Consider the following 22,802-nt stretch of genomic DNA (forward strand, 5'->3'; position numbering starts at 1 on the left):
GTACGGGCCGGGGTCGCCGAGCCTTTCCGCGTGCCGGATGGTGTCTCAGGAGTCCGACGACACGACCGCCGGGAATGTGAGGCGGCCGCCGGCCTCACAGTCCGGCGCGCTGTCTCGTCGATCTGGTGAGGGCAGCCGCACCGAGGGAGCCGACGACACCATGACAACCCCATCCGAGCCGGGACACGCCGAGCCCGACCCGAACCTGGACGCGATCGTCAGCGAGCGTCGTCACCTGATCAATCTCGCCTACCGGCTCCTCGGCTCCCTGGCCGACGCCGAAGACGTCGTACAGGAGACGTACGCCCGCTGGTACACCATGTCCCGGCAGGGGCAGGAGGCCATCGAGTCCCCCGGCGCCTGGCTGACGAAGGTCGCGGGCCGCATCTGCCTCGACCTGCTCGGCTCGGCACGGGCCCGGCGGGAGCGCTACGTGGGCGAATGGATCCCGGAGCCGCTGCCCGATCGTACGGAGTGGACCGGCGGGCGGCCGGGCGGCGCCACGGCCGACCCGGCGGACCGGGTCACCCTCGACGAGTCGATCAACATGGCCTTCCTCGTCGTGCTGGAGTCGATGACCCCGGCCGAGCGCGTCGCGTTCATCCTGCACGACGTCTTCCGCTACTCCTTCGCCGAAGTGGCCGACGTCGTGGGCCGCAGCCCGGCGGCCTGCCGCCAGCTGGCCTCCTCGGCCCGCCGCCGCATCCGCGCCGCTCAGGCTCCCACGACCCCGGCGGCCAAGCAGGCCGGCGTCGTCAGGGACTTCAAGCAGGCATGGGAGGCCAAGGACATCGACGCCCTCATCGGCCTGCTCGACCCCCACGCCACGGCGATCACCGACAGCGGCGGCCTGGTCAACGCCGTGCTCCGCCCGATCGAGGGCCCCAGGCAGATCGCGCGCTACGCCATCGAGATCACCGGCAGGATCCCCGGCCTGACGATCCTGGAACGTACGGTCAACGGCCTGCCCGGCCTGGTGGCTCAGCAGAACGGCGTCACCGTGACCGTGATGGCCTTCGACGTCGCGGGCGACCGGATCACGCACATCTGGGCGGTGCGCAACCCCGACAAGCTCCGGCCGTGGACGCAGCAGCCACAGCAATAGCCAGACGTCCGGTCGTGGTCACGCCCGGCGGCGGTGAGCGGTGACGATCCAGGCGCGGGAGCCGAACCAGACACCGTCGTCGCTCAGGCGCGCGGCGAGCGCCTGACGTAAACGCTCGTCCGCGCGGGCCGCGGCGGCGGGATCCAACCTTTTCAGGGCTTCGCTGGTGCACGTGAAGCCGTGGACCCAGTCGAGGGCGGCGGCCACGTCCGGACCGTAGTAGACCGGTTCCCGGACGTCGGTGAACGCGACGCCGGCGAACCCCGCGGCCTCCAGGATCTCCCGCACGGCCGGCGGGTCGGCGAGCGAGAACGGATCCGGTCTCGCCGGAGCACCAGCCACCGGCCCTTCGGCCGCTTCGAGGGACCGGCGGATTGCGACGTCCCACTCGTTGCGCTCGTGAGCCTGCCAGACCATCATCACCAGGCGCCCGGCCGGGCGCAGCGCCCGCCCGATGTTGGCGAACGCGGCGACGGGGTCGCCGAAGAACATCGTGCCGAACCTGCTCATCGCCAGGTCGAAGCGCTCCCGCGGAAAGGGGTGGGCCTGCGCGTCGGCATGCTCGAAGGCGACGTTGCCGACCCCTTCCGTCCGGGCCAGCTCGCGGGCGCGCTCGATCGCGCGCGCCGAGACGTCGACCCCGAGCGCACTGCCCGCACGCGCCGCACGCGCGGCCTGCCGGGTCGTCTGCCCGGCGCCGCAGCCGATGTCGAGGACGTGGTCGCGGGGCTGGACGCCGGCGGCCCGGCGCAGCACCTCGTTGTGCCGCCGCAGTTCGGCGTCGTAGCCGCTGGGGCCGGGCGTGAGTTCTCCTGAGGCGTGTCGCATCGTGGTCCCTTCACGGCATCGTGGTCCCCTTCACGGCGGCGGGCGCCGCCCGGGCGCTGTCGGTCACCGGCATCCATCATGAACGCCCCCCGGCCGTGGTCCGCCGCGATTCGCGCCAAGGCGCCGGTGGACCGCCCACGGCCGGATACCGGGCCGCGCGTCGCCTCACATTCCCGGCGGTCGCGTCGTCGGACTCCTTGGGACACCGTCAAGCACGCGGATCGTCTCCGTCTTCACCCGTCCCGCAACCGTCAAGGAGTCACCCGTGTTCTTGCGTGTCGCGATCATCCTGCAGACCCTGGCCCTCTTCGCCGCCCCGATCACCGCCGGCCTGTTGCTGTCCTCGCCCAGTGGACGGGCATGGCACAGCGCCGCGGCGTACGGGGTGTTCACGGTGGCGGTGCTGCATCTGGTCACCGCGATCCTGGTGTGGCGGCCGGGCGGCGGCTCGCCCGGGCCCATCCTGTACGCGGCCGGGTTCCTGGGGCTCACGCTGGCCCAGATAGCGCTGGGCATCGCGCACATGAAGACCCTGCACGTCCCGCTGGGCGTGCTGTTGTTCGGCCTGAGCGTCCTTCAGCTCAGCCGGGTCGCCTCCGGCCGCCGCGCTCCCGTGGCCGCCGCCGCGGGCCGCAGGGGCGCCTATGACCTGGACGCGCCGATGACACGTCCGTCGTGATCCGGCCTTCTCACCGGGTCACAGCCGCTCGACGTTGGCGCCGCGGCAGCGGCCCCGGGTGTCGAGGACGAACCGGGCGGTCCGCTGCACACGGTCGTAGTCGAAGCGGTCGTCGCCGCTCAGCACCACGACGGCGTCGGCCCGCGCCAGCTCCCCGCCGGTGGGCTCGGCGAGCTCGACCCCGGCCGGCAGCAGCAGGTCGTCGGCGTCCGGCTCGGCGGCCCGCACCCGCGCGCCCATCCTGCACAGCGCCTTGGCCACCTCCATCGGGGACAGGCCGAGCAGGAAGACGCGGCTGCCGCGGATGGAGCGGCAGCGGCGGTTCAGCGCCAGGCCGAGCCGGGCGACCACGTGGTCGGCCATGTGCCGGTTCACGTCGTTGGCCACCTCGACGAGCCGGAACGTGCGCCCTGTGCCGCGGGTGACCGCCCACGGCACGTACGACGGGTCGAGCGGCAGGCAGGCGCCGTCCACGTCGGGGGTGGGCGTGAAGACGGCGTGGCCGAACGGCTTGGTCCCCGCCGCCTCGACGGCCTCCCCCACGTCGACGCCGAGCCGGCCGGCGAAGACGGACAGCTCGTTCACCAGGGCCATGTTGACATGGGTGAACGCGCTTTCCAGCAGCGCGCACAGCTCCGCGACCCGCGGCGAGGAGACGGGCACCGTGTCCCGCACCAGCCGGCCATAGAAGTCCCCGACCTTGGTGAGAGAGGCGGAGTCGACGCCGGACACGACCTTGGGCGTGTTGCCCAGACGCCACCGGCGGCTGCCCGGCTCGGCCCGCCGGGGGCTGTGGCCGAGGTGGAAGTCCTCCCCCGCGCGCAGCCCCGAGCCGGCCTCCAGCAGCGGCCGGAGGAACTCCTCGGTCGTGCCGGGATAGGTGGTCGACTCCAGCACCACCGTCACGCCCGGCCGCACCAGCGGCGCGAGCCGTTCGGCGGCCGACCGGAGGAAGCCCAGGTCGGGGGCGCCGTCGCGCAGCGGCACGGGAAGGGTGACGACGCAGACGTCGAACCCCGCCGCGTCGGCGTAGTCGGCGCTGGCGCGGTACCTCCCGGAGGCGTGCGCGGCGGCCAGGTCGGCCTCGCCGACGTCACCGGCGCACGGCTCCCCGGCGTTCAGCCGCTTGACCCGCCACTCGTCCACGTCGACGCCCACGACGCGGAACCCCGCCTCGACCGCCCGCATCGCCAGGGGCAGCCCCGCGCGGCCCTGGCCCACCACCACCAGCTTCTCCGCCATGGGGACGACTGTAGGAGCGGTGCGGTGGCGCCGCGCCGATTGGCCGACACGCCGGGCGTAAGGCTTGGGCAGGGATTGGGAAAAGTCTCCACCGGCGGCGTCCGGAACCCCGGCCGCGCATGGGGCGGCGGGCTAGCTTCTCCGGCATGATCAGGGAGGAGCCAGCATGAAACCGGACGACCGGATTCGTGTCATGGAAATCATCGCCCGGATGAACGTCGGCGGTCCCGCCACCCAGGTCACCGGGTTGTGCGAGCGACTCAACCCGGAGGAGTTCGACCACCGCCTGTACACGGGCTACGTCGACGGCGGCGAGGGCGACCACCTCCAGCTGCGCGACGAGCGGATCCCGGTCCACCGCGTCGCCGGTCTCGGCCGGTCCATCAAGCCGGCCGACGACTACCGGGCCCTGCTGAGCCTGGTCGACGCGGTGCGCGAGTTCCAGCCGCACATCATCCACACGCACAGCACCAAGGCCGGCACGCTCGGCCGGGTCGCGGCCCGCCTGTCCGGCGTCGGCGCCGCGCGCATCCACATGTTCCACGGCCACCTGCTGCACGGACACCTGCACCACGGGCACCTGCACCACGGGCACCTGTCCCGCCTGAGGCGGTCGCTCTACGTCCGGACCGAACGGCATCTCGCGTCCGTGTCCGACCGGCTGGTCGCGGTCGGGGCGCGGATCAGGGACGACCTGCTGGCGGCCGGCGTCGGCCGTCCCGAGCAGTACGTCGTCATCCCCCCCGGAGTCCGGCTCGGGCCCGTCCCGGACGGCGCCGCCGCCCGGGAGTCGCTCGGCGTGCCCGCGGGCGTGCCCGTCGTCGCGTACGTCGGGCGGCTGAAGAAGTCGAAGCGGCCGGACCGGTTCGCCGAGGTGGCGAAGGCCGTGCTGGAGCACGTCCCCGACTGCCGCTTCCTCGTCTGCGGCAGCGGCGAGCTCAAGGAGGAGCTGGAGCGGGCCGTCATGCCCGTATGGGACAGCTTCCGGCTGCTGGGATGGCGGCGGGACGTCGAGACGGTGTACGCGGCGGCCGACGTGGTCGTGCTGACCTCCGACGACGAGGGCACCCCGCTCTCGCTTGTCGAGGCGGGCATGGCCGGGCTCCCGGTGGTCGCCACCCGCGTGGGCAGCGTCCCCGAGGTCGTCATCGACCGCCGTACGGGGTTCTTGACCACTCCCGAGGTGACCGAGCTGGCCGGCCACACCGTACGGCTGCTGACCGACCCCGGGCTCGCCCGGCGGATGGGCGAGTCGGCCCGCGCGTGGACGGACCGCGCCTTCCCCGTCGACCGGCTCGTCGCCGACACCGAGGCGCTCTACCGGTCGCTGCGTCCCGCACGGCCCCGTCCTGGGGTGGGCAGCCGGTGAGCGCCCTCCTCTCGGCCGCCGCCGCCTTCCTGCTGGCGATGGCCGGGCCCCGGATGCTCCGGCGCCCGCCCCCCTGCCTGTACGGCCTCGCGGTGGCGGCGGCCACCGTGACCGCCGCCCTCGCCGTCCTCGGCCTGTCCGACCGGCGGGTCACCTCGATCCTGCTCGCCGCCGCTTCGGTCGCCGTGCTCGGGCTGATCGTGGACGTGGGCTCGCTCCCGCCGGCCACACGTGTGATCGTGGAGTCGGTCGCGGCCGGCGGCGTCGTGCTGTGCGGCGTGCAGGTCACGCTGACCGGCGAATGGATGGACGGGCCGGTCAGCGTGATGTGGATCGTCGGGCTGACGAACGCGTTCGCCCTGCTCGGCCGCGTCGAGGGGGCGGTGGCGCCGGTCGCCGCGACCAGCGCCGCGTTCCTCGCTGGCACCGCGCTGCTGCTGGGCCATCCCGCGCCGGCGGCGGCGCTCACCGCGCTGACGGGGGCGTTCCTCGGATTCCTCGCCTACGACCGGCGCCGCCTCGCGGACGGCCGCGGCGGGAGGAGGGCGGGGCTGGGGTCTCCGGGCTCGCTGTTCGCCGGGTTCGTCCTCGCCTGCTCGGCCGCCGACCTCACGGGCGGGCGGAGCACCGAGGCGATCGCCGCCGGGCTGCTCCTGACCGGGTTCGCCGCGATCGTCGGCGCCGTCGCCGTCTGCGCCGCGCCGTACGGCATGAGGCGGCTGGGCCGCGCCCGCCGCCGGCTGGTGGTCAGGGCCCTGGCCGGCGCGGCGGCGGTGACCGGCGCGGCCGGTCTGGCGGTGACCGCCGGCTGGATGCCGCCCGGCGGCACCGCGGCCGGTACGGCGGCGGCCGCCTCCGCCGTCCTGGGCGGCGTCCTGGCCGGCGTCAGGCTGCGGACGGCCGGCAGGGCCCGGGCAGCGGAAGGGCCCGCGGCCCGGCACACCCCGCCGGTCGGCGCCGGACGGGGGTGATCGGGGCGGCGGGCCCTCCTCAGTGGATCAGCGGCTGATCAGCGGCCGACGTTGGCCTCGTGGCCGATGGACAGGCCCGAGTCGACGTCGAAGAAGTGCAGGTTGTGGGTGTCCACGACCAGCTCGATGTCCTGACCGGGACGGACGTGGCTGCGGGCGTTGACGCGGGCGGTCCACAGGGACTTGTCGCCGGTCAGCGGCAGCGTCGTCTCTTCCTCGTCACCGTCGTTCGCGGCGGCCACGGTGTCCTTGTGCTCGACCGGCGGGGCGTCGATCGTGAACAGGACGTTGATCTCGGAGCCCAGCTCCTCGGTGACGTTGGCGCGCACCGGGACGCGCACCCAGCCGCCCGAGCTGCCGTTGGCCGCCGTGGAGTCCTCGAAGTCGGACGGGCGGATGCCGAGGATGATCTTGCGGCCGATGTACCGGTCGAGCCCCGGCTTCTCGGCGAACGTCGAGTCCGGCACGGGCAGCCGGTAGCCGGCGAAGGAGACCGCCGTGCCGCCGTTGTCGCGGACCAGCTCGGCGTAGGCGAAGTTCATGGCCGGGGAGCCCATGAAGCCGGCGACGAACAGGTTGACCGGGCTGTCGAACAGGTTCTGCGGGGTGTCGACCTGCTGCAGGATGCCGTCGCGCAGGACGCAGACGCGGTCGCCCAGGGTCATGGCCTCGACCTGGTCGTGGGTGACGTAGACCGTGGTGACGCCGAGACGCTCGTGGAGCTGGTTGAGCGAGGCGCGCATCGAGACGCGGAGCTTGGCGTCGAGGTTCGACAGCGGCTCGTCCATGAGGAACGCCTGCGGCTCGCGGACGATCGCGCGGCCCATGGCGACACGCTGGCGCTGGCCGCCGGACAGGGCGGCGGGCTTGCGCTTGAGGTACTGCTCGAGGCCCAGCATCTTGGCGGCCTCGCCGACACGCTTGGCGATCTCCGCCTTGGGCATCTTGCGGAGCTTGAGGCCGAAGGCGAGGTTCTCCTCGACCGTCATGTGGGGGTAGAGCGCGTAGTTCTGGAAGACCATCGCGATGTCGCGGTCCTTCGGCGGCAGGTGGTTGACCACGCGGTCGCCGATCGAGATCTCGCCGCCGCTGATGTCCTCCAAGCCGGCGATCATCCGCAGGGCGGTGGACTTGCCACAACCCGACGGGCCGACCAGCACCATGAACTCGCCGTCCTTGATCTCGAGGTTCAGGCCGTTGACGGCCTTCACACCACCCGCGTAGATCTTGTCGACACCGTTCAGAACGATTGCAGCCATGCCAGTCCTTCGCGCTTCCGGAACAATGGGAAGTGGATACGTTTTCAGCACTTTCCCGTGAAGTGCTGCCCAGTGTCAAGATTTTACTGGTGCAAACGATGGAAGTCTGTTGGAATCGTTTCCATGAACGACGCGGGACAACGGCGCACGACGATCAAGGACGTGGCGGAGGCGGCGGGCGTGGGCATGGCCACGGTGTCCCGCGTCCTGTCGGGCGGATCGGCCAGCGCGCAGGCGCGGGAGAAGGTGCTGGCGGCCGCCGCGCGGCTCGACTACCGGCCGAGCGCCCTCGGCCGCAACCTGCGGCAGCAGCGGACCGGCGGCATCGGCCTGCTGATCCCGGACATCACCGACAGTTTCTACGCGCGGCTGGCCGACGGAGTGCTGTCGTGCGCCCGGACGTACGGCGAGCCGGTCACGGTCGGCGTGACCGGCGACGACCCCGAGCGCGAGGCCGAGCTGATCGGCACGCTGATCGAGCAGAGCATGGACCGGGTCATCGCGGTGCCGTCCGGCGACGGGGAGACGTGGGGGCCCGCGCTGCGCGCCGGGCTGAACGTCGTCTTCGCCGACCGCAGGCTGCGGGGGGACGTCCCGAGCGTCATCGCCGACGACAGGACCGGGGTGCTGACCGCCGTGGAGTATCTCGTCGGCCTCGGCCACAAGAAGATCGCATTTCTCGCGCGGCACGGCCAGTCGCAGCGGGTGGCGGCCTTCAGCGGCGCGCTGGCCTCGCTCGGCCTCCCGCTGGACCGCGAGCTCGTCGTGCACGCGCGGGCCAGCCGCGACTCGGCGTACGCGGCGGCGGCCGGCCTGTTCCAGCGCCGCCCGGACGTCACGGGGCTGCTCACCGGGGGGAACGTGCTCGGGGAGGCGGCCGTGCTGGCCGCGCGCGAGCTCGACGTGCGCATTCCGAGGGACGTGTCGCTGATCATGTTCGACGACGTCCCCTGGGCCGAGCTGTGCTCACCGCCGCTGACGGTGATCGCCCAGCCGGCCCAGGACATCGGCTACCGGGCGGCGGAGCTGGTGCTGCGGCGGGGACGGCGGCCCCCGACCGTGATGCTGCCGACCGAGCTCGTCGTCCGGGCGAGCTGCGGGCCTAGGAGATGACCTTCTCGATGGCCTCGGCGACCTCCGGGGCCTCGGGCTCGGTGCGGGGCCGGAACCGGGCCACGACCTCGCCGAAGGGGCTGACGAGGAACTTCTCGAAGTTCCACTGGACGTCCCCGGCGGCGCCCTCCGCGTCGGGGGTCTCGGCCAGCACCGCGTAGAGGGGATGCCTGTCCTCCCCGTTGACCTCCGTCTTCTCCAGCAGCGGGAAGTCCACGCCGTACGTCGTGGAGCAGAACTGCTGGATCTCCTCGGCCGAGCCGGGCTCCTGGCCCATGAACTGGTTGCAGGGGACGCCGACGACCGTGAAACCGCGGGCGCCGTAGGCCTCCTGCAGCCGGACCAGGCCGGCGTACTGAGGGGTCAGGCCGCACTTGGAGGCCACGTTCACCACGAGGGCGGCGCGGCCCCCGAGGACGCCGCCGAGCGTCGTCGGCACCCCGTCGAGGGTGCTCACCGGAATTTCGAGAATGCTCATGGCGCGACTCTAGGCGGTTAACGCGCTGCCCCGGGAACCGCCTGGAGCCGGGGGGTGAACGGCAAAGATCTGTCCGCCGCGTGTCGCGGTTGCGGCGTCCGGGCGGGGTCGCCGTATTTCAATCCGGCGTAAGGACCCGTCGCGGCGCCTCCCGGGAGTTCTCGTGATCCGGTGCAGGCCGAGCGGGCGGTCGCGTCCACGCCATGGGCGCGGTGCCGTAGCGGCGAGGCGCACCCGTGCGCCCCGCCTCCGCACGCGACCCGACAGCAAGGACCGACTTGGACAGCAGAAGCGTTCTACGCAGCACAGTCGCGGCCGCTGTGACGATCACCGTGACGTTCACCGTGGCCGGGGCCGTCGGCGAAGTGCCGGTGTGGGCCGAGGAGGCCATCCGGCCGGCCGTCCACATGGGCGTGTGGAAGATGCGGGTCAAGCTGGACACCCGCAAGGTCAGGCACGCGCCGACCAGGATCCGCAACAAGGCCTACGCCTTCCGGATGGTGACCCGGAACACGTGGTCGGGCGAGCAGTTCCAGTGCCTCGACAGCCTGTGGACCAGGGAGAGCAACTGGGACCACCGGGCCTACAACCAGGGCTCCGGGGCCTACGGGATCCCGCAGGCGCTCCCGGGCGACAAGATGGGGTACGTCGCCAGGGACTGGCGGTTCAACCCGCAGACCCAGATCAAGTGGGGGCTGCGCTACATCAAGGGCCGGTACGGCTCGCCCTGCGGGGCGTGGGGCCACTTCCGATCCCACAACTGGTACTGACGACGCCGGGGACGCCCGGGTCACCCTCGGGCGTCCTCCGCTCCGGGGCCGCCCGCGACGCCCGACGCCCGCCGCGCCGCCCGCACCGTCATCGCCTGCACGAGCAGCTCCAGGCCGAACTCGAACTCCTCGTCGTGGTCGCACTCCATCAGGTGCGGCGCCAGCTCGCCGACCACCGGGAACAGCGCCGGGTCGACCTCGGCGATCCGGATGTCGGGGCGGACCGGGGCGAACGTCGGGGTGACCCCGACCTCCCGCAGCAGCGAGCCCACCACGTACGCGATGTACACGCGGAGCATCTGGACCGCCTCACGACCGTCGAAGCCCGCCTCCAGCAACGTGGACAGGGCGCGCTCGACGGGCAGGATCCCGGCCGTCGACTGGAGTTGCCGGCTGACCACGACCATCGTCGAGCGGGGGTAGTGATGGGCGATCTGCCGGAACGCCCGCGCCTGGATCCGGACCCGCTCCGTCCAGTGCGCCGCGGGGTCGTCGGTGAACTCCACCTTCGACAGCACGCTCTCGGCGACGGCGTCGAGCAGGGCCGACTTGTTCGGGACGTGGTTGTACAGGGACATGACGCCGACGCCCAGCTCCGCCGCGATGCGGCGCATCGACACCGCGTCCGCGCCCTCGCGTTCTATGAGGTCGACGGCGGCGTTGACGATGCGGGTTCTGCTGAGCATTGCTCGATTGTCTCCCACCTGTTGACGCACGTACAGCGTACGTGCCACGCTCAACAGGATACGTACGGTGTACGTCGAGGAGGCCCGGATGTCGACCCACGAGCTCTACACCATCCCCGCCGAGCTGTCCACGTGGGACGTGCAGATGGCCGGGGCCAGCCGCTTCACGTGGGAGTACGACGACGGCCGGGACCGCATGCTCGCCCTGTACCAGAAGGGCAAGGACAAGCAGTGGGACTCCGTCAAGCGGATCGACTGGGACCTCGAGGTCGACCCGTACGACGTGCTCGGCGTGCCCGACGAGACGATCTCGATCTACGGTACGCCCCTGTGGGACCGCATGGACGACAGGCAGCGCAAGGAGGTGCGGCGGCACAGCGCGGCGTGGCAGTTCTCCCAGTTCCTGCATGGGGAGCAGGGCGCGATGATCTGCTCGGCCCGCATCGTCGAGTCGGTGCCCGACCTCGACTCCAAGTTCTACGCCGCGACGCAGACCATGGACGAGGCCCGGCACGCCGAGACCTACGCCCGGTTCCTGCAGGAGAAGGTCGGCCTCGCCTACCCCATCAACGAGCACCTCAAGGCCCTGCTGGACAGCACATTGAGCGACTCCCGCTGGGACATGCCGTACCTCGGGATGCAGGTGCTGATCGAGGGCCTGGCGCTGGCCGCGTTCGGCGTGATGCGTGACATCACCGCCAAGCCGCTGCCCAAGCAGATCCTCGCGTACGTCATGCAGGACGAGGCGCGGCACGTGGCGTTCGGCCGGATGGCGCTGCGCGACTATTACGCCGGCCTGTCGGAGAGCGAGCTGCGCGAGCGCGAGGAGTTCGTGATCGAGGGCTGCTACCTGATGCGCGACCGGCTCCGGGGCCGGGAGACCTGGGAGAACCTCGGCCTGTCCAAGGGCGAGGTGGCCGAGGCCATGGAGGCCACCGACCAGTCGGCGTACCTCAGGCTCTTCCGCTCGCTGCTGTTCAGCCGGATCGTGCCGTGCGTCAAGGACATCGGCCTGTGGAGCCCCCGCCTGCAGAAGGCCTATGCCGACATGGGCGTGCTCGACATGGCCGGGCAGAGCCTCGACGTGCTGATGCGGCAGGACGAGGAGATCGCGGAGCGGCTCGACGCCGAGCGCTTCGCGCAGGAGGAGACCGAGCGGCACGCCGAGGTCGCCGAGACCATCCGCGCCGCCGCCGACTGACGGACGCCGGAGAGTGTGCGGCCGCCGTCGCGGCGGAAGCTCCGGCGGGGCGGATACCGGCGCGGCGGAAGCTTCGGCGCGCACGGCGGCGCGGACCACACCGGCGGGGCGTCAGGACGGAGGTTCCGGCGCGGCGGGCGCCCGGGGCGCCGTGGGCGCGTCCGGCAGCCGGCTCCCGGCGGGCAGCAGCGACTGGCACGCCTTAACGGCCGCGCCGTACTTCGCGGAGAGGGCGTCGACACGCTCCCCTCTGATGTCGAGGTTGACCAGTCCATCTTCCGAGAACGTCACATCGGGGAAGCCGGGCAGCCCGTGCGCACGCATGCAGCAGGTGAACGCCCTGCCGCCGCCCCCGCAGTTCCCGCCGCCTCCGGCGTCACCGGCCTTCCCGGCGGCCACCGCCACCGGGGCGGCGACCGCCGCCACCGCCGCGCCGAACACCGCGGCGGCCAGGACCGTCCTTTTCATCCTCAAGCCGTCCATGTGGCTCCCCTCAGTCCGTGTCGTCGGCACAAGACAAGCCGAAACCCGGTTACAGCGGGGCGACGGCGGCGGTTACCACGCTGTTACCGGCGGGAGGGCATCCTAGGAAGGTCATGAGGGTGTTGATGGTCGAGGACCACGAGGAACTGGCCCAGACGGTCGCCACGGGACTGCGCCGCGAGGGCATGGCCGTCGACGTGGTGTTCGACGGCCACGCCGCGCTCGACCGCACCTCGGTCAACCACTACGACGTCGTCGTCCTCGACCGGGACCTGCCCGGTTTGCACGGCGACGAGGTGTGCAGGTCGCTGGCCGGCGGGGGGCACCCGGCGCGGGTGCTGATGCTCACCGCCGCCGGGACGATCGACGACAAGGTGACCGGGTTCGGCATCGGCGCCGACGACTACCTCGCCAAGCCGTTCGCCTTCGCCGAGCTGGTCGCGCGGATCCGGGCGCTGTCCAGGCGGGCGGCCACGGCCCTGCCGCCCGTGCTGGCCCACCGCGGCCTCCGGCTCGATCCGGCCACACGGATCGTCACCCGGGACGGGCGGCGGCTGTCGCTGAGCCCCAAAGAGTTCGCCGTGCTGGAGCTGCTGCTGGCCGCCGGGGGCGCCGTGCTCTCCGCCGAACAGCTTCTGGAGCGGGGCTGGGACGAGTTCGCCGACCCGTTCACACAGACTGTGAAGGTGACGATCAGCCGCCTGCGCCGCAAGCTCGGCGATCCGCCGCTGATCGAGACGATCCCGCAGGCGGGGTACCGGATTTGAGACCGACGGTGGGGCTGCGCCTGACCCTGCTCTACAGCGGCCTCTTCCTCCTGGCGGGGATGCTTCTGGTCGCGGTCATCTATCTCTTGGTCGATCGCTCCCTCTTCATCGCCCCGCCGGCCCCGCCCGCACCGCCCGGCGGGCTCCCGGGGCCCGACCAGGTCGTTCCCATGCCGTACGCGGAGGAGCAGCGTGCCGGGACTCTGCGGGTGCTGCTGATCGACTCTCTGGTCGCCCTGGTGGTCATGGCGTTCGCGTCGATACTGCTGGGCCGGCTCATGGCCGGGCGCGTGCTGCGGCCGCTGGGCGAGATGACGGCCACCGTCCGGCGCATCACGGCCGACCGGCTGGACCGCCGGCTGGCCGCGTCCGGGCCCGACGACGAGCTCAAGGAGCTGGCCGACACCTTCGACGAGCTACTGGACCGGCTGGAGGCCGCGTTCACCGCGCAGCGGCGGTTCGTCGCCAACGCCTCTCACGAGCTGCGGACACCGCTGACGTTGCAGCAGGCCATGTCCGAGGTCGCGCTCGCCGACCCGGACGCCGACGTGGACTCGCTGCGGACCGTGCTGGAACGCCTGCTGGCGGCCGGCAAGCACCAGGAACGGCTCATCGAGGCTCTGCTCACCCTGGCCCGCAGCCAGCAGGGCCCGCATCACCGGGAGGACCTCGATCTGGCGGCGATCGCGGCCCAGGCCCTCGGCCCGCGCGAAGACGCCGGTGTCCGGATCCACTCGGCGCTCTCGCCGGCACCGGCGCACGGGGAGCGGGCCCTGATCGAACGCCTCATTGTGAACCTGCTGGACAACGCCGTACGGCACAACGTCCCCGGCGGATGGATCACGGTGGCGACCTCCATGGAGGCCGGGCGTCCCACCCTGCGGATCTCCAACAGCGGCCCGGTGATCCCTCCCGACCGCGTCCACACGCTCCTGCAGCCCTTCCAGCGGCTGAACAACGGCAGGAAGGCCACCGGCGACGGCCTGGGGCTCGGCCTGTCGATCGTCGACGCCATCGTCGACGCCCACCACGGAACGCTGGACGTCCTGCCCCTGCCGGAGGGCGGGCTCCAGGTGACCGTCACCCTGGCGCCGTGACGCCGCATCGCGTTTCAGCGCCGGCCGCTCAGAATCAGGGGCCGCCGCCCGGTCCGCCGCTCAGTCGCGAGGGCCGCCGCCCAGTCCGCCGCTCAGTCGCGAGGGCCGCCGCCCAGGATCCGGGCCGGGATTCAGGGCCGGCCGGCCAGGATGAGGACGATGGCCAGAGCGCCGCCCGCCAGGGCGAGCCCGCCGAGCCACGCCAGCGCGGCGTCGAGCCGGTGGTCGAGCGGGCGTCCCTCGCGCAGAGCCCGCTCCACCTCGCGGTACCGCACGCCGGTACGGACGAGCAGGATCGCCCCGGCGAGGATGGCGACGGCGAAGGGCGCGGAACCAGCGGGCACATGGTGGCGCAGGGCGATCCCCGCGGCTCCCAGCCCGCACGCGGCCATCGCGGCGCCGGTCCTGACCCAGGCGAGGCGGGTCCGCTCGCTGTGCAGGCCCGGCGAGCCCGGCACCCCGTCCCCGCGCCCGTCCCCGCCGCCCCCGTGCGTCTCGTACGGCACCTCGCCGGCCCTGTCATCGGGCCCAGTCATCGGACCTTGCCATCGGGCTCCGTCATCGGACCCTCTCATCGGGCCCGTCACCGGGCCAGGATGAGCACGAGGGCGAGGAGCGCGACGGCGGCCACGCCGTACCCGACGAGGGGGGCGAGGGCGGGCGGCGGGAGCGGCTCCTCACGGCGCAGCGCCCGCTGGATGCGCCGCCAGCGCGGGTATGCGGTGGCGGCCGCCGCGGCCGACAGCAGGACGAGCATGAGAGCCAGCATCGTGCGCACCCACGGCACGAAGACGTCCTCGGGCACGACGGCGATCCCGATGCCGCCCGCGCTGAGGGCCAGGGACGTGCTGATCCACGTCAGGAACGTACGCTCGTTGGCCAGCGTGAACCGCGGGTCCGGCTCGTTCCCATGCAGCATGGATAAAGGGTAGATTTGCCCCTTTACCCATGGATTTGCCGGGTTAGAGGCAGGCCTCGCTGACCTTCTTGAGGTAGGTCGCCCCGTCGGTGGCCGCCTTCTGCGCCGCGTCCACCGCGGCGTTCGCGTCGTCCACGTCCAGCTTCTTGAGGTTGTCCGCCAGGCCCTGGAGGGCTTCCCTGAGCGTGGTGTCGGCGGCCTTCCCCGCCACGTCCTCCAGCTTGCCGACGCCCTCCTCCAGCGCCTTGCGCATGGCCGCCGGATCGTCGGCGACCTTGCCGATCTCGCTGACGGTCTGGCTGATCACCTTCGTCGCGTCGGCACATGACTGGGCCTTGTCCGCGGTGGCGCATCCGGAGGCGAGAAGGACGGCGGTCGCGGCGACGGCGAGCGGGAGGAGTCGCATGCCCGCAACCCTACCCAACCGCCCGCCACGGGGCGCGGGACGCGGCGGGAAGATCAGGCGCCGGCCGTGGGCCGGGGGGGTGGCACATCCCCGCGTGGCCGTAACATCGGGCGCATGGGGATCTGCGAACACCTTCTTGAGGCGAACGACCCGGCGCCGAACACGCCGCAGGGCTGCGAGGAGTGCCTGAATCTCGGCATGCGCTGGGTCCACCTGCGTAAGTGCCTCGACTGCGGCCACATCGGGTGCTGCGACTCCTCGCCCGGACGTCACGCCACCGCCCATTTCACACAGGCCGGGCACCCGGTGGTGCGCTCGTTCGAGCCGGGCGAGGAGTGGCGCTGGTGCTACCTGGACCAGACGCTGGCCTGAGCCCGCTCACCTCCGTTCGAGCGTGGCCTCCTCGAAGTCGAGCTCCTGCATGACCCGGTGCAGCACCTCGTCGTCGATCCGGCGCTCGTCGCGCAGCCGGACGAACACCTCGCGCTCGGCTGACAGCATCTCCCTGCGGAGCCGCCGGTAGAGGCGTGCCGGGGTCTCCTCGCCCTCGGGGCCCGTGCCTCCCCCGAGCCGCTCCCAGGCGTGCATGGCCCGTCGCTCGGCGCGGTTGCGAAGCTGCTCGACCACGTCCTCGTGGACGTCGAGGACGCCGTCGGAGGTCAGCTCCTCCAGGCGGGCCAGCGCGGCGGCCGCCGCGGCCTGCTGGGCGCCCGCCTCGGCGAGGTCGTCGGCGTACCGCTCCCGGGCGTTGGACACGCCGAGCCGCCTGATCAGCCAGGGGAACGACAGCCCCTGCACGACCAGGGTGCCGATCACCACGGCGAACGTGAGGAACAGCACGAGGTTGCGTTCGGGCATCTTCTCGGGCAGGCCGAACGCCGCCGCCAGCGAGACGACCCCGCGCATCCCGGCCCAGCTCGTCAGCGCGACGTTCTGCCAGGACGGCGTCTTGGGCTCCCGCTCGCGCACCCGCCTGGACAGCATCCGCGGTAAGTAGGTCGCGGGCGGCACCCAGATGATGCGGACCACGACGACCACCAGGAAGAGCACGACGGCGTACGTGACGAGAGTCGCCGCATCCTCCCCCTTGAGGTGGGCGATGATCGGGCGGAGCTGGAGGCCGATCAGGGCGAAGACGATCGACTCCAGCACCAGGTCGACGACCTGCCAGACGGCCCCCGACATCAGGCGCGTGCCGTACGAGGTGCGGCTGAGCTGGTGACCCAGGTAGATGCCGACCACGACCACGGCGATCACGCCGGAGGCGTGCATCGCCTCGGCCGCCAGGTAGGCGGCGTACGGCACGAGCAGCGAGACGCCGTTGGCGATCAGCGGGTCGGTGAGCCGGCGCAGCAGTAGGCCGGCGGCGTAGGCGAGGGCCAGGCCGATCGCGAGGCCGGCGCCGGCCGCCAGGAGGAACTGCAGGCCCGCGTCCACGATGGTGACGGACGTGCCGAGCACCGCGGCCACGGCCACCCGGTAGACCGTCAGGGCGGTGGCGTCGTTGAACAGCCCCTCCCCGATGAGCACGGTGAGCGCCCGCCGCGGCAGGCCGAGCTTGCGCCCGACGGCGACGGCCGACACCGCGTCCGTCGGGGCCACGATCGCGCCCAGCGCGAACGCCGCGGCCAGCGGCAGCTCCGGGATCATGGCGTGGGCGACGAAGGCCACCACGACGGTCGTGAAGAGCACCAGCCCGACGGCGAGCAGGCCGACGGGCCGCTTGACGTCGCGCAGGCGCAGATAGGAGCTGTCCAGCGCGGCCGAGTAGAGCATCGGCGGCAGGAACACCGACAAGACGATGTGCGGGTCCAGCTCGTAGCTGGGGATGCCGGGAACATAGGAGGCGGCGAGGCCGGCGAAGACGAGCAGCAGCGGGGCCGACCAGTCCCGCCACCGGGCGAGAGCGGCGACCGCCAGCGCGGCGGCGGGGAGCAGGAGCAGTTGTAACGCCGTTGACGTGTCCATCAATCGACGAGATTACTTACGGCTGGGACTCCTGATGACCGCCGGCCGCCGTCACCAGCCGCGCGCGTCCTCCCACGACTCGGCGGCGGGCTCCGGCCGGTGCTCCCGGTGCCCGCGCTGGCGGCCACCGCGGTGCCCGCCCTCGTCGCCGCCCTCTCGGCGGCTCTCTCCGTGCTGGTCGGGCCACGGCTCATGACGGGGCTCATGACGGGGTTCACGGCGCGGCTCGGGGGCCGCGTTCAGACGCTCGCCCGGCCACTGCTCGAAGGGCTGCGGCCGGTCGAGGGGCGGCTCGTAGCGATGGCCGCCGACCGGCTGGTCATAAGGCTGCTGATCGTAAGACTGCTGGTCGTAGGACTGCTCCGGCCTCAGCCGCTCCCCCGTCGTGTACAGCGGCTCGGAAGCGTACGGCCGGACGGCCCCGAGGCCGAGAGGGTCGCTGGGGTCGAGGTCGGCCGCCGGGGGCTGCTGCTGCGTGAAGTATTCGGGCTCGGGCTGCGGCGCCACGTACCGGGTGGCGGCCCGCCGTCCCGGAGCCGGCTGCGCGGGGCGCTGGGGCGCGGGCCGGGGGACGGCCGGCTGCGGGGCCGAGGAGGCGACGAGACGGTCCTGAGCAGGAGTGCCACGGGCGACGAGCACGTCGTTCGGCCCCAGGGCGGCGGGCGGGGTGGGTCCATCGGGGGCCGGGTAGGCCCCCGAGCCCGCGTATGTCTCGGCCGGATAAGCCCCTGAAGCCGGGTACGTCTCGGCCGGATGAGCCCCGGAGGTCGCGTATGTCTCGGCCTGGTACGCACCGGAGGCGGCGTAGGTCTCAGGGGCCGCGTACGTCTCGGGGGCCGCGTACGCCTCGGGGGCTGGTGCGGGCGGCGGCACCGCCTGCATGGCAGGCACTCCACCGGGGACGCCGAGCGGGCCGGGAGCCGGGGCGGGCGGAGGCGCGGCGGCCCGCACGGGCGGCCGGGCGTACTGTCCGGTGCCGGGATAGTCCGGGTAGTCGGGATACTCCTGATAGTCCGGCTGTTCGGGACGGTCCGCGCGGCCGTCGCCGGAGACGTAGCCGTCGTGCGCCGCGTAGCCCTCCTCGGCGTAACGCCCCTCGGACGCGTAGGCGTCCCGCGGGTGAACCTCCTGCGCGTAGGCGTCCCGCGAGGGAGCACCCTGCGCGTAGGCGGCCTCGGGCCGTGCGTCCGGCGAGAAGGGGATCATGTCGGCGGCCTCGGCGTACCCGGCCTGCGCCTGACCGGCGTACACCTCCTGCTCCCGGTAGCCGTCCTCCCGGGGGCCGTCGCCCTGCTCCTCCGCATGCTTGGGGAAGGGGCCGGTGGTGGCGTCCTCGACGAGGCCGCCGGCGTCCGCGAAGCCCTCGTCGAGGGTGTCGATCAGGCGTCCCACATCGCTCATGGGCATGCGGAAACTCGCCGTGCACATCTCGCCCCGCCACAGACTCAGGACCAGCGTGCCCTCGTGCCAGGTGACCCGCAGCACGCGGTCTTGCCCGCGGGCGTCGAAGAACACCTCGCCGAACGATGGCAATGGGACAACTTCCGACATGGCAGACATAGTGCCTTTACCTGCCCTTATCCGTCCACTCGACCTCGGGAACCACTTACGAAACGTCCGTCTAGTGCGTGTTGACCCTACTCGTAGATCCTCGTTGACCAGGAGAGCGTGATTTCAGTGTGCCACGCGCGGCGGGTGGGAGTTCTTGGAACGCCAGGATGTGGTGGGCTGGTCACGGAGCGATTGTCGGTGGCAGCGGGTAGCGTTCTCCCGTGCCAAAGGACCGCCCCGAGCTTCCATCCGTCGACGAGCTGCTCGCCGCAGCGGTGAGCGGGCTGGGAGGAGCCGACCGCCCCGGCCAGGTCAAGATGGCCCAGGCGGTGCAGGAGGCCGTGGAGAGCCGGGAGCACCTCGCGGTCCAGGCGGGGACCGGCACCGGCAAGTCCCTCGCCTACCTGGTGCCCGCGATCAGGCACGCGGCCGAGACCCGCGACGCCGTGGTGGTGTCCACCGCCACGATCGCGCTGCAGCGCCAGCTGGTCGACCGCGACCTCCCCCGGCTCGCCGACGCGCTGGCGGGCCTGCTGCCGCACCGGCCGGAGTTCGCCATCCTCAAGGGCCGCCGCAACTACCTGTGCCGCCACAAGACGAGCGTCGGCATGCCGGAGGACGAGGACGACCAGCTCTTCGACCCCCGCGAGGTCAGTGCCACCGGCCGGATGGTCCAGCGGATCCAGGACTGGGCCGACGAGACCGAGACCGGCGACCGCGACGAGCTGGTTCCCGGGGTGAGCGAGCAGGCGTGGCGTCAGTTCTCGGTGAGCGCACGGGAGTGCCTCGGGGCCCAGCGGTGCCCGAGCGGCGCGGAGTGCTTCGCGGAGCTGGCCCGGGCCCGCGCCGGGGAGGCCGACGTCGTCGTCACCAACCACGCGCTGCTGGCCATCGACGCGATGGAGGACTTCCCGCTGCTGCCCGAGCACGACGTGGTGGTGGTGGACGAGGCGCACGAGCTCGTCGACCGGGTGACGTCCGTCGTCACCGGGGAGCTGTCGGAGACCACCGTCGCGCTGGCAGTCCGCCGTGCGGGGCGGCTGATCGAGCAGGGTGTGGCCGACCGGCTGCAGGAGGCCGGTGAGGACCTGCGCGCGCTGCTGGGAGTCGCGCCCCCCGGCCGCGTCGACGACCTCCCCCAGTCCCTGGGGCTGACGCTCGCGCTGGTCCGCGACTCGGCCGCCGCGTGCGTCACGGCGCTCGGCCCCCGCAACAAGGACAAGGACGACCCGGAGAACGCCGGGCTGCGCAAGGCGGCGTTCACGGCGCTCGACGAGGTCCACGACACGGCGCAGCGGATGCTCGACGCCTTCGGGGGGGCCTCGGAGGCCGACCGGGCGGAGGTCGTCTGGCTGGAGGGCGAGCACCAGCAGGGGCGCGGCCGGATCCCTCCCACACTGCGCGTCGCGCCGCTGTCGGTGGGCGGGATGCTGCGCGACAAGCTGTTCGGCGCGCGGACCGTGATCCTCACCAGCGCGACGCTGGCGCTCGGCGGCTCGTTCGACGGCCTGTCCCGCCAGTGGGGGCTCGGGCCCGACGACCTCACCGGTCTCGACGTGGGCTCGCCGTTCGACCACCCCCGCCGGGGCATCCTCTACGTCGCCAAGCACCTTCCCCAGCCCGGCCGCGACGGGCTCCCCGAGGCGTACGTGGACGAGATCGCCGAGCTGATCGAGGCCGCCGGCGGCAGGGCTCTCGGACTGTTCTCGTCCATGCGGGCCGCCAAGGCCGCCACCGAGGCGCTGCGCGACCGGCTGGACGTGCCGTTGCTGTGCCAGGGTGACGACTCCACCTCGCTGCTCGTGAAGCAGTTCGCCGCCGATCCGGCCACCTGCCTGTTCGGCACGCTGTCGCTGTGGCAGGGCGTCGACGTCCCCGGTCCCTCGCTCACGCTCGTCCTCATCGACCGGATCCCGTTCCCCCGGCCCGACGACCCGCTCGCCTCCGCCCGGCAGCGCCATGTCGCGGCCACCGGAGGCAACGGCTTCATGGCGGTCGCCGCCACGCACGCCGCGCTGCTGCTGGCCCAGGGCGCGGGCCGGCTGCTCCGCTCGATGGACGACCGGGGAGTGGTCGCCGTCCTCGACCCCCGGCTGGCCACCGCCCGCTACGGAGGGTTCCTCCTCAACTCGCTTCCCCCGTTCTGGCGCACCACCGATCCCGCGAAGGTCCGCGACGCCCTGCGCCGCCTCAGCACCGAGACCTGAGGCCGGCACAGCCGGTCAGCCGGGCGGGCGGGCGGCCGGAGGGGTCGCGTCGCGGTGGTTGCTCAGAGGCGCGTGACAGCGTCTCCGACCCGGATCGTGCCGGTGGATCGCGGGACGAGCCGGATGCCGAACCAGGTCTTGCCGTCCCACCTCCGGTGCCGGGCGAGCGTGCGGATGGGTTCCTTGCCCTTCACCGCGGTGTCCGGGTCGATCGTGGTGACCGCGCAGCGGTCGCAGATCTCCGACACCCGGAAGTCGACCTCGCCGATCTGCACCTCCGCCCATCCGTCCTCCTCGTACGGCTCGGCGCCGTCCACCACGACGTTGGGACGGAACCGCGCCATCGACAGCGGGGCCGGGGGCTCCTCCCCCCGCTCCCCGGCCCCTCCGGCGATCCATTCGTCGAGAAGCCGGAGGGAGGATCGCGAGGTCAGCAGCAGCGGGGCGTCCCAGGCGAAGCTGACGACGTCGCCGGGGAGCCCGCCGTGGGCCGGGTCCACCGACCGGCGGCGCGGGTCGTCCAGCCAGACGAGCCGGGCGGGGCGGCCGAGCAGCCGTGTGAACCATTCATGGGCCGCCTGGTCCGCCTCCACCGCCTCGTCCAGGCCGGTGAAGCCGACCGGGACGCGTTTCCCCTCGGCGGGCGGGACGGTCAGGCCGGGACAGCCGGGCGCCGACAGGGCCAGCCCCCCGTCCTCAAGGGAGCGGGCACGCACAGTGATCATGCGGGGGTGCTCGCCGAGCCACAGGTTGTCCCCGTCCTCGCCGATGACGGCCCAGCGCCGGTCGCCGTCCAGGCCCCACGGCTGAATGACGGCGGCCTCCTTCGCGATCCCCGACCCGGATTTGATGGGATATATCACGATATCGGTGAGCTCCACGTCGGGAGGATACGACAGCTCCCCGCCCACCGTCCTCCCTGTGCACCGTCCTCCCTGTGCACCGTCCTCCCGCCCGGCGGGCGTCACGTCCGGCTCCACCCGGACGGCTCTCTGAAAGACCCTCTGAAAGACGCCCGCCGCGGATCCTCAGTGGATTTTCAGCGCCCCAATTGAACCTTTCGGTGTCGGAACACGAAAGTTCTCCACCGGAAGGCTCCCTGTGAAATTCAATCGCCTGATCATGCGCGCGCTCACGATGATGGTGACGGCGATCCTCGGCCTGACAGGCGCCGTGGTGACCGCGGTCACGATCGCGGCCCCCGCGCACGCCGCGTCCACGGCCGGCGGCCAGATCGCCCCGTCCGAGGTCCTGTCCCGCGCCCAGTACTGGGTCGACAAGGGCTACACCTATCTGAACAGCTCCGACACGAGCACCTGGCGCACCGGCCCCACCGGGACCGAACGATATCGCCGCGACTGCTCGGGGCTGATCTCGATGGTCTGGCACCTGCCTGAGGGCTACTACGACACCAGCGTCTACGAAAGCTGGCTCGGCGGCAGGCTCACCCGCCTCGGCAGCTTCAACGACCTGAGGCCCGGAGACGCCATCTTGCGGGTGAACTTCAAGGGCCTGTCGGACCACACCGAGCTGTTCGCCTTCTGGGCCAGCGACGCCGACCACTCCAAGGGCGCCTACTTCTACTCGTTCAACTCCACCGGCTACACCGTCCGCAACCCGTACAAGAACAACACCGAAAACAAGCTGGGCTTCCGCTCGCTGAGCGACATCACCACCAACTTCGAGCACGCCATCCACTACAA

General features: G+C 72.3%; 24 protein-coding genes. 12 read left to right on the top strand and 12 right to left on the bottom strand.

The genetic code is table 11. The features are described 5' to 3' along the window. Positions 1-160 precede the first annotated feature (160 nt). The gene (gene sigJ, locus AB0B72_RS15020; RefSeq protein ID WP_367739299.1) at positions 161-1,105 is read left to right on the top strand and encodes an RNA polymerase sigma factor SigJ; all 945 of its coding nucleotides are present in this window, start codon (positions 161-163) and stop codon (positions 1,103-1,105) included. An 18-nt stretch (positions 1,106-1,123) separates the two neighbouring features. Here sigJ and AB0B72_RS15025 read toward each other — a convergent pair whose 3' ends face one another. Beyond that, the gene (locus AB0B72_RS15025; protein WP_367739300.1) at positions 1,124-1,933 is read right to left on the bottom strand and encodes a class I SAM-dependent methyltransferase; all 810 of its coding nucleotides are present in this window, start codon (positions 1,931-1,933) and stop codon (positions 1,124-1,126) included. Between the two features lie 265 nt (positions 1,934-2,198). Between AB0B72_RS15025 and AB0B72_RS15030 the strand changes: the two genes are divergently transcribed. After that, positions 2,199-2,612: a hypothetical protein gene (locus tag AB0B72_RS15030; protein ID WP_367739301.1), complete on the top strand. Its 414-nt coding sequence runs from the start codon at positions 2,199-2,201 to the stop codon at positions 2,610-2,612. Positions 2,613-2,630: 18 nt separating this feature from the next. Here the strand turns inward: AB0B72_RS15030 and AB0B72_RS15035 are convergent, their stop codons facing one another. Beyond that, entirely contained in the window at positions 2,631-3,854 is a 1,224-nt protein-coding gene (locus AB0B72_RS15035) for a nucleotide sugar dehydrogenase (RefSeq protein WP_367739302.1), read from the bottom strand. Between the two features lie 166 nt (positions 3,855-4,020). Here AB0B72_RS15035 and AB0B72_RS15040 point away from each other — a divergent pair, with 166 nt between their 5' ends. Both AB0B72_RS15040 and AB0B72_RS15045 read left to right on the top strand, forming a co-directional pair. Beyond that, positions 4,021-5,223 (top strand): glycosyltransferase, encoded by a 1,203-nt coding sequence (locus tag AB0B72_RS15040; RefSeq protein ID WP_367739303.1) that lies wholly within the window; start codon positions 4,021-4,023, stop codon positions 5,221-5,223. Continuing rightward, a complete protein-coding gene (locus AB0B72_RS15045; RefSeq protein ID WP_367739304.1) occupies positions 5,220-6,194 on the top strand; it encodes a hypothetical protein in 975 nt (324 codons plus the stop codon). Before AB0B72_RS15040 ends, AB0B72_RS15045 begins: the two co-directional genes overlap by 4 nt. Positions 6,195-6,232: 38 nt before the next feature. On the opposite strand, the gene AB0B72_RS15050 is transcribed toward AB0B72_RS15045, so the two are convergent. Continuing rightward, positions 6,233-7,453, bottom strand: coding sequence for an ABC transporter ATP-binding protein (locus AB0B72_RS15050; protein ID WP_367739305.1), 1,221 nt, complete (start codon positions 7,451-7,453; stop codon positions 6,233-6,235). A gap of 123 nt (positions 7,454-7,576) precedes the next feature. Between AB0B72_RS15050 and AB0B72_RS15055 the strand changes: the two genes are divergently transcribed. Further along, the gene (locus tag AB0B72_RS15055) at positions 7,577-8,566 is read left to right on the top strand and encodes a LacI family DNA-binding transcriptional regulator (protein WP_367739306.1); all 990 of its coding nucleotides are present in this window, start codon (positions 7,577-7,579) and stop codon (positions 8,564-8,566) included. Here the strand turns inward: AB0B72_RS15055 and AB0B72_RS15060 are convergent. Continuing rightward, positions 8,556-9,044: a glutathione peroxidase gene (locus tag AB0B72_RS15060; RefSeq protein WP_367739307.1), complete on the bottom strand. Its 489-nt coding sequence runs from the start codon at positions 9,042-9,044 to the stop codon at positions 8,556-8,558. The two genes, AB0B72_RS15055 and AB0B72_RS15060, sit on opposite strands and share 11 nt — an antisense overlap. A 278-nt stretch (positions 9,045-9,322) precedes the next feature. Here AB0B72_RS15060 and AB0B72_RS15065 point away from each other — a divergent pair, with 278 nt between their 5' ends. Next, positions 9,323-9,814, top strand: a complete 492-nt coding sequence (locus tag AB0B72_RS15065; RefSeq protein WP_367739308.1) for a lytic transglycosylase domain-containing protein — start codon at positions 9,323-9,325, stop codon at positions 9,812-9,814. A 20-nt stretch (positions 9,815-9,834) separates the two neighbouring features. Here AB0B72_RS15065 and AB0B72_RS15070 read toward each other — a convergent pair whose 3' ends face one another. Further along, positions 9,835-10,500, bottom strand: a complete 666-nt coding sequence (locus tag AB0B72_RS15070; protein ID WP_367739309.1) for a TetR/AcrR family transcriptional regulator C-terminal domain-containing protein — start codon at positions 10,498-10,500, stop codon at positions 9,835-9,837. Positions 10,501-10,588: 88 nt separating this feature from the next. Between AB0B72_RS15070 and AB0B72_RS15075 the strand changes: the two genes are divergently transcribed. Continuing rightward, the gene (locus AB0B72_RS15075; protein ID WP_367739310.1) at positions 10,589-11,701 is read left to right on the top strand and encodes a ferritin-like domain-containing protein; all 1,113 of its coding nucleotides are present in this window, start codon (positions 10,589-10,591) and stop codon (positions 11,699-11,701) included. Between the two features lie 111 nt (positions 11,702-11,812). Here AB0B72_RS15075 and AB0B72_RS15080 read toward each other — a convergent pair whose 3' ends face one another. Next, a complete protein-coding gene (locus tag AB0B72_RS15080; RefSeq protein ID WP_367739311.1) occupies positions 11,813-12,169 on the bottom strand; it encodes a hypothetical protein in 357 nt (118 codons plus the stop codon). 128 nt (positions 12,170-12,297) lie between these two features. Here AB0B72_RS15080 and AB0B72_RS15085 point away from each other — a divergent pair, with 128 nt between their 5' ends. Then, on the top strand, positions 12,298-12,951 hold the full coding sequence (locus tag AB0B72_RS15085; protein WP_367739312.1) for a response regulator transcription factor: 654 nt from the start codon (positions 12,298-12,300) through the stop codon (positions 12,949-12,951). After that, positions 12,948-14,048 carry a sensor histidine kinase gene (locus AB0B72_RS15090; protein WP_367739313.1) on the top strand — a complete coding sequence of 367 codons (1,101 nt, stop codon included), beginning with the start codon at positions 12,948-12,950 and terminating at the stop codon, positions 14,046-14,048. Before AB0B72_RS15085 ends, AB0B72_RS15090 begins: the two co-directional genes overlap by 4 nt. Positions 14,049-14,179: 131 nt before the next feature. Here the strand turns inward: AB0B72_RS15090 and AB0B72_RS15095 are convergent, their stop codons facing one another. Genes AB0B72_RS15095 through AB0B72_RS15105 form a run of 3 tightly spaced genes read right to left on the bottom strand, consistent with a single transcriptional unit; the run spans position 14,180 to position 15,373 of the window. Further along, positions 14,180-14,584 carry a YidH family protein gene (locus AB0B72_RS15095; protein ID WP_367739314.1) on the bottom strand — a complete coding sequence of 135 codons (405 nt, stop codon included), beginning with the start codon at positions 14,582-14,584 and terminating at the stop codon, positions 14,180-14,182. A 47-nt stretch (positions 14,585-14,631) separates the two neighbouring features. Beyond that, complete coding sequence (locus AB0B72_RS15100) at positions 14,632-14,967, bottom strand: YidH family protein (RefSeq protein WP_367739315.1); 336 nt, start codon at positions 14,965-14,967, stop codon at positions 14,632-14,634. Positions 14,968-15,010: 43 nt separating this feature from the next. Further along, positions 15,011-15,373, bottom strand: a complete 363-nt coding sequence (locus tag AB0B72_RS15105; RefSeq protein ID WP_367739316.1) for a hypothetical protein — start codon at positions 15,371-15,373, stop codon at positions 15,011-15,013. Between the two features lie 114 nt (positions 15,374-15,487). Here AB0B72_RS15105 and AB0B72_RS15110 point away from each other — a divergent pair, with 114 nt between their 5' ends. Next, positions 15,488-15,745 carry a ubiquitin carboxyl-terminal hydrolase 14 gene (locus AB0B72_RS15110; RefSeq protein ID WP_367739317.1) on the top strand — a complete coding sequence of 86 codons (258 nt, stop codon included), beginning with the start codon at positions 15,488-15,490 and terminating at the stop codon, positions 15,743-15,745. 6 nt (positions 15,746-15,751) lie between these two features. On the opposite strand, the gene AB0B72_RS15115 is transcribed toward AB0B72_RS15110, so the two are convergent. Further along, the gene (locus tag AB0B72_RS15115; protein WP_367739318.1) at positions 15,752-17,341 is read right to left on the bottom strand and encodes a Na+/H+ antiporter; all 1,590 of its coding nucleotides are present in this window, start codon (positions 17,339-17,341) and stop codon (positions 15,752-15,754) included. A 51-nt stretch (positions 17,342-17,392) separates the two neighbouring features. Next, complete coding sequence (locus tag AB0B72_RS15120; protein ID WP_367739319.1) at positions 17,393-18,892, bottom strand: hypothetical protein; 1,500 nt, start codon at positions 18,890-18,892, stop codon at positions 17,393-17,395. A 221-nt stretch (positions 18,893-19,113) separates the two neighbouring features. On the opposite strand from AB0B72_RS15120, the gene AB0B72_RS15125 reads away from it, so the two are divergent. Further along, positions 19,114-21,099 carry an ATP-dependent DNA helicase gene (locus AB0B72_RS15125; protein WP_367739320.1) on the top strand — a complete coding sequence of 662 codons (1,986 nt, stop codon included), beginning with the start codon at positions 19,114-19,116 and terminating at the stop codon, positions 21,097-21,099. A 62-nt stretch (positions 21,100-21,161) separates the two neighbouring features. Here AB0B72_RS15125 and AB0B72_RS15130 read toward each other — a convergent pair whose 3' ends face one another. Beyond that, the gene (locus AB0B72_RS15130) at positions 21,162-21,980 is read right to left on the bottom strand and encodes an MOSC domain-containing protein (protein ID WP_367739321.1); all 819 of its coding nucleotides are present in this window, start codon (positions 21,978-21,980) and stop codon (positions 21,162-21,164) included. 220 nt (positions 21,981-22,200) lie between these two features. Between AB0B72_RS15130 and AB0B72_RS15135 the strand changes: the two genes are divergently transcribed. Further along, a partial coding sequence (locus tag AB0B72_RS15135; RefSeq protein ID WP_367739322.1) for a hypothetical protein occupies positions 22,201-22,802 on the top strand: 602 nt, incomplete at its 3' end.

Source organism: Microbispora sp. NPDC049125, from assembly GCF_040802045.1.
GTDB lineage: Bacteria > Actinomycetota > Actinomycetes > Streptosporangiales > Streptosporangiaceae > Microbispora.

What these genes read in the sequence shown, in the direction of transcription:
- AB0B72_RS15055 (WP_367739306.1), top strand. Translation starts at nt 7,577, where the DNA reads ATGAACGACGCGGGACAACGGCGCACGACGATCAAGGACGTGGCGGAG.
- AB0B72_RS15080 (WP_367739311.1), bottom strand. Translation starts at nt 12,169, where the DNA reads ATGAAAAGGACGGTCCTGGCCGCCGCGGTGTTCGGCGCGGCGGTGGCG.
- AB0B72_RS15120 (WP_367739319.1), bottom strand. Translation starts at nt 18,892, where the DNA reads ATGTCGGAAGTTGTCCCATTGCCATCGTTCGGCGAGGTGTTCTTCGAC.
- AB0B72_RS15115 (WP_367739318.1), bottom strand. Translation starts at nt 17,341, where the DNA reads ATGGACACGTCAACGGCGTTACAACTGCTCCTGCTCCCCGCCGCCGCG.
- AB0B72_RS15100 (WP_367739315.1), bottom strand. Translation starts at nt 14,967, where the DNA reads ATGCTGCATGGGAACGAGCCGGACCCGCGGTTCACGCTGGCCAACGAG.
- AB0B72_RS15070 (WP_367739309.1), bottom strand. Translation starts at nt 10,500, where the DNA reads ATGCTCAGCAGAACCCGCATCGTCAACGCCGCCGTCGACCTCATAGAA.
- AB0B72_RS15095 (WP_367739314.1), bottom strand. Translation starts at nt 14,584, where the DNA reads ATGACTGGGCCCGATGACAGGGCCGGCGAGGTGCCGTACGAGACGCAC.
- AB0B72_RS15085 (WP_367739312.1), top strand. Translation starts at nt 12,298, where the DNA reads ATGAGGGTGTTGATGGTCGAGGACCACGAGGAACTGGCCCAGACGGTC.
- AB0B72_RS15075 (WP_367739310.1), top strand. Translation starts at nt 10,589, where the DNA reads ATGTCGACCCACGAGCTCTACACCATCCCCGCCGAGCTGTCCACGTGG.
- AB0B72_RS15060 (WP_367739307.1), bottom strand. Translation starts at nt 9,044, where the DNA reads ATGAGCATTCTCGAAATTCCGGTGAGCACCCTCGACGGGGTGCCGACG.
- sigJ (WP_367739299.1), top strand. Translation starts at nt 161, where the DNA reads ATGACAACCCCATCCGAGCCGGGACACGCCGAGCCCGACCCGAACCTG.
- AB0B72_RS15105 (WP_367739316.1), bottom strand. Translation starts at nt 15,373, where the DNA reads ATGCGACTCCTCCCGCTCGCCGTCGCCGCGACCGCCGTCCTTCTCGCC.
- AB0B72_RS15035 (WP_367739302.1), bottom strand. Translation starts at nt 3,854, where the DNA reads ATGGCGGAGAAGCTGGTGGTGGTGGGCCAGGGCCGCGCGGGGCTGCCC.
- AB0B72_RS15050 (WP_367739305.1), bottom strand. Translation starts at nt 7,453, where the DNA reads ATGGCTGCAATCGTTCTGAACGGTGTCGACAAGATCTACGCGGGTGGT.
- AB0B72_RS15040 (WP_367739303.1), top strand. Translation starts at nt 4,021, where the DNA reads ATGAAACCGGACGACCGGATTCGTGTCATGGAAATCATCGCCCGGATG.
- AB0B72_RS15110 (WP_367739317.1), top strand. Translation starts at nt 15,488, where the DNA reads ATGGGGATCTGCGAACACCTTCTTGAGGCGAACGACCCGGCGCCGAAC.
- AB0B72_RS15025 (WP_367739300.1), bottom strand. Translation starts at nt 1,933, where the DNA reads ATGCGACACGCCTCAGGAGAACTCACGCCCGGCCCCAGCGGCTACGAC.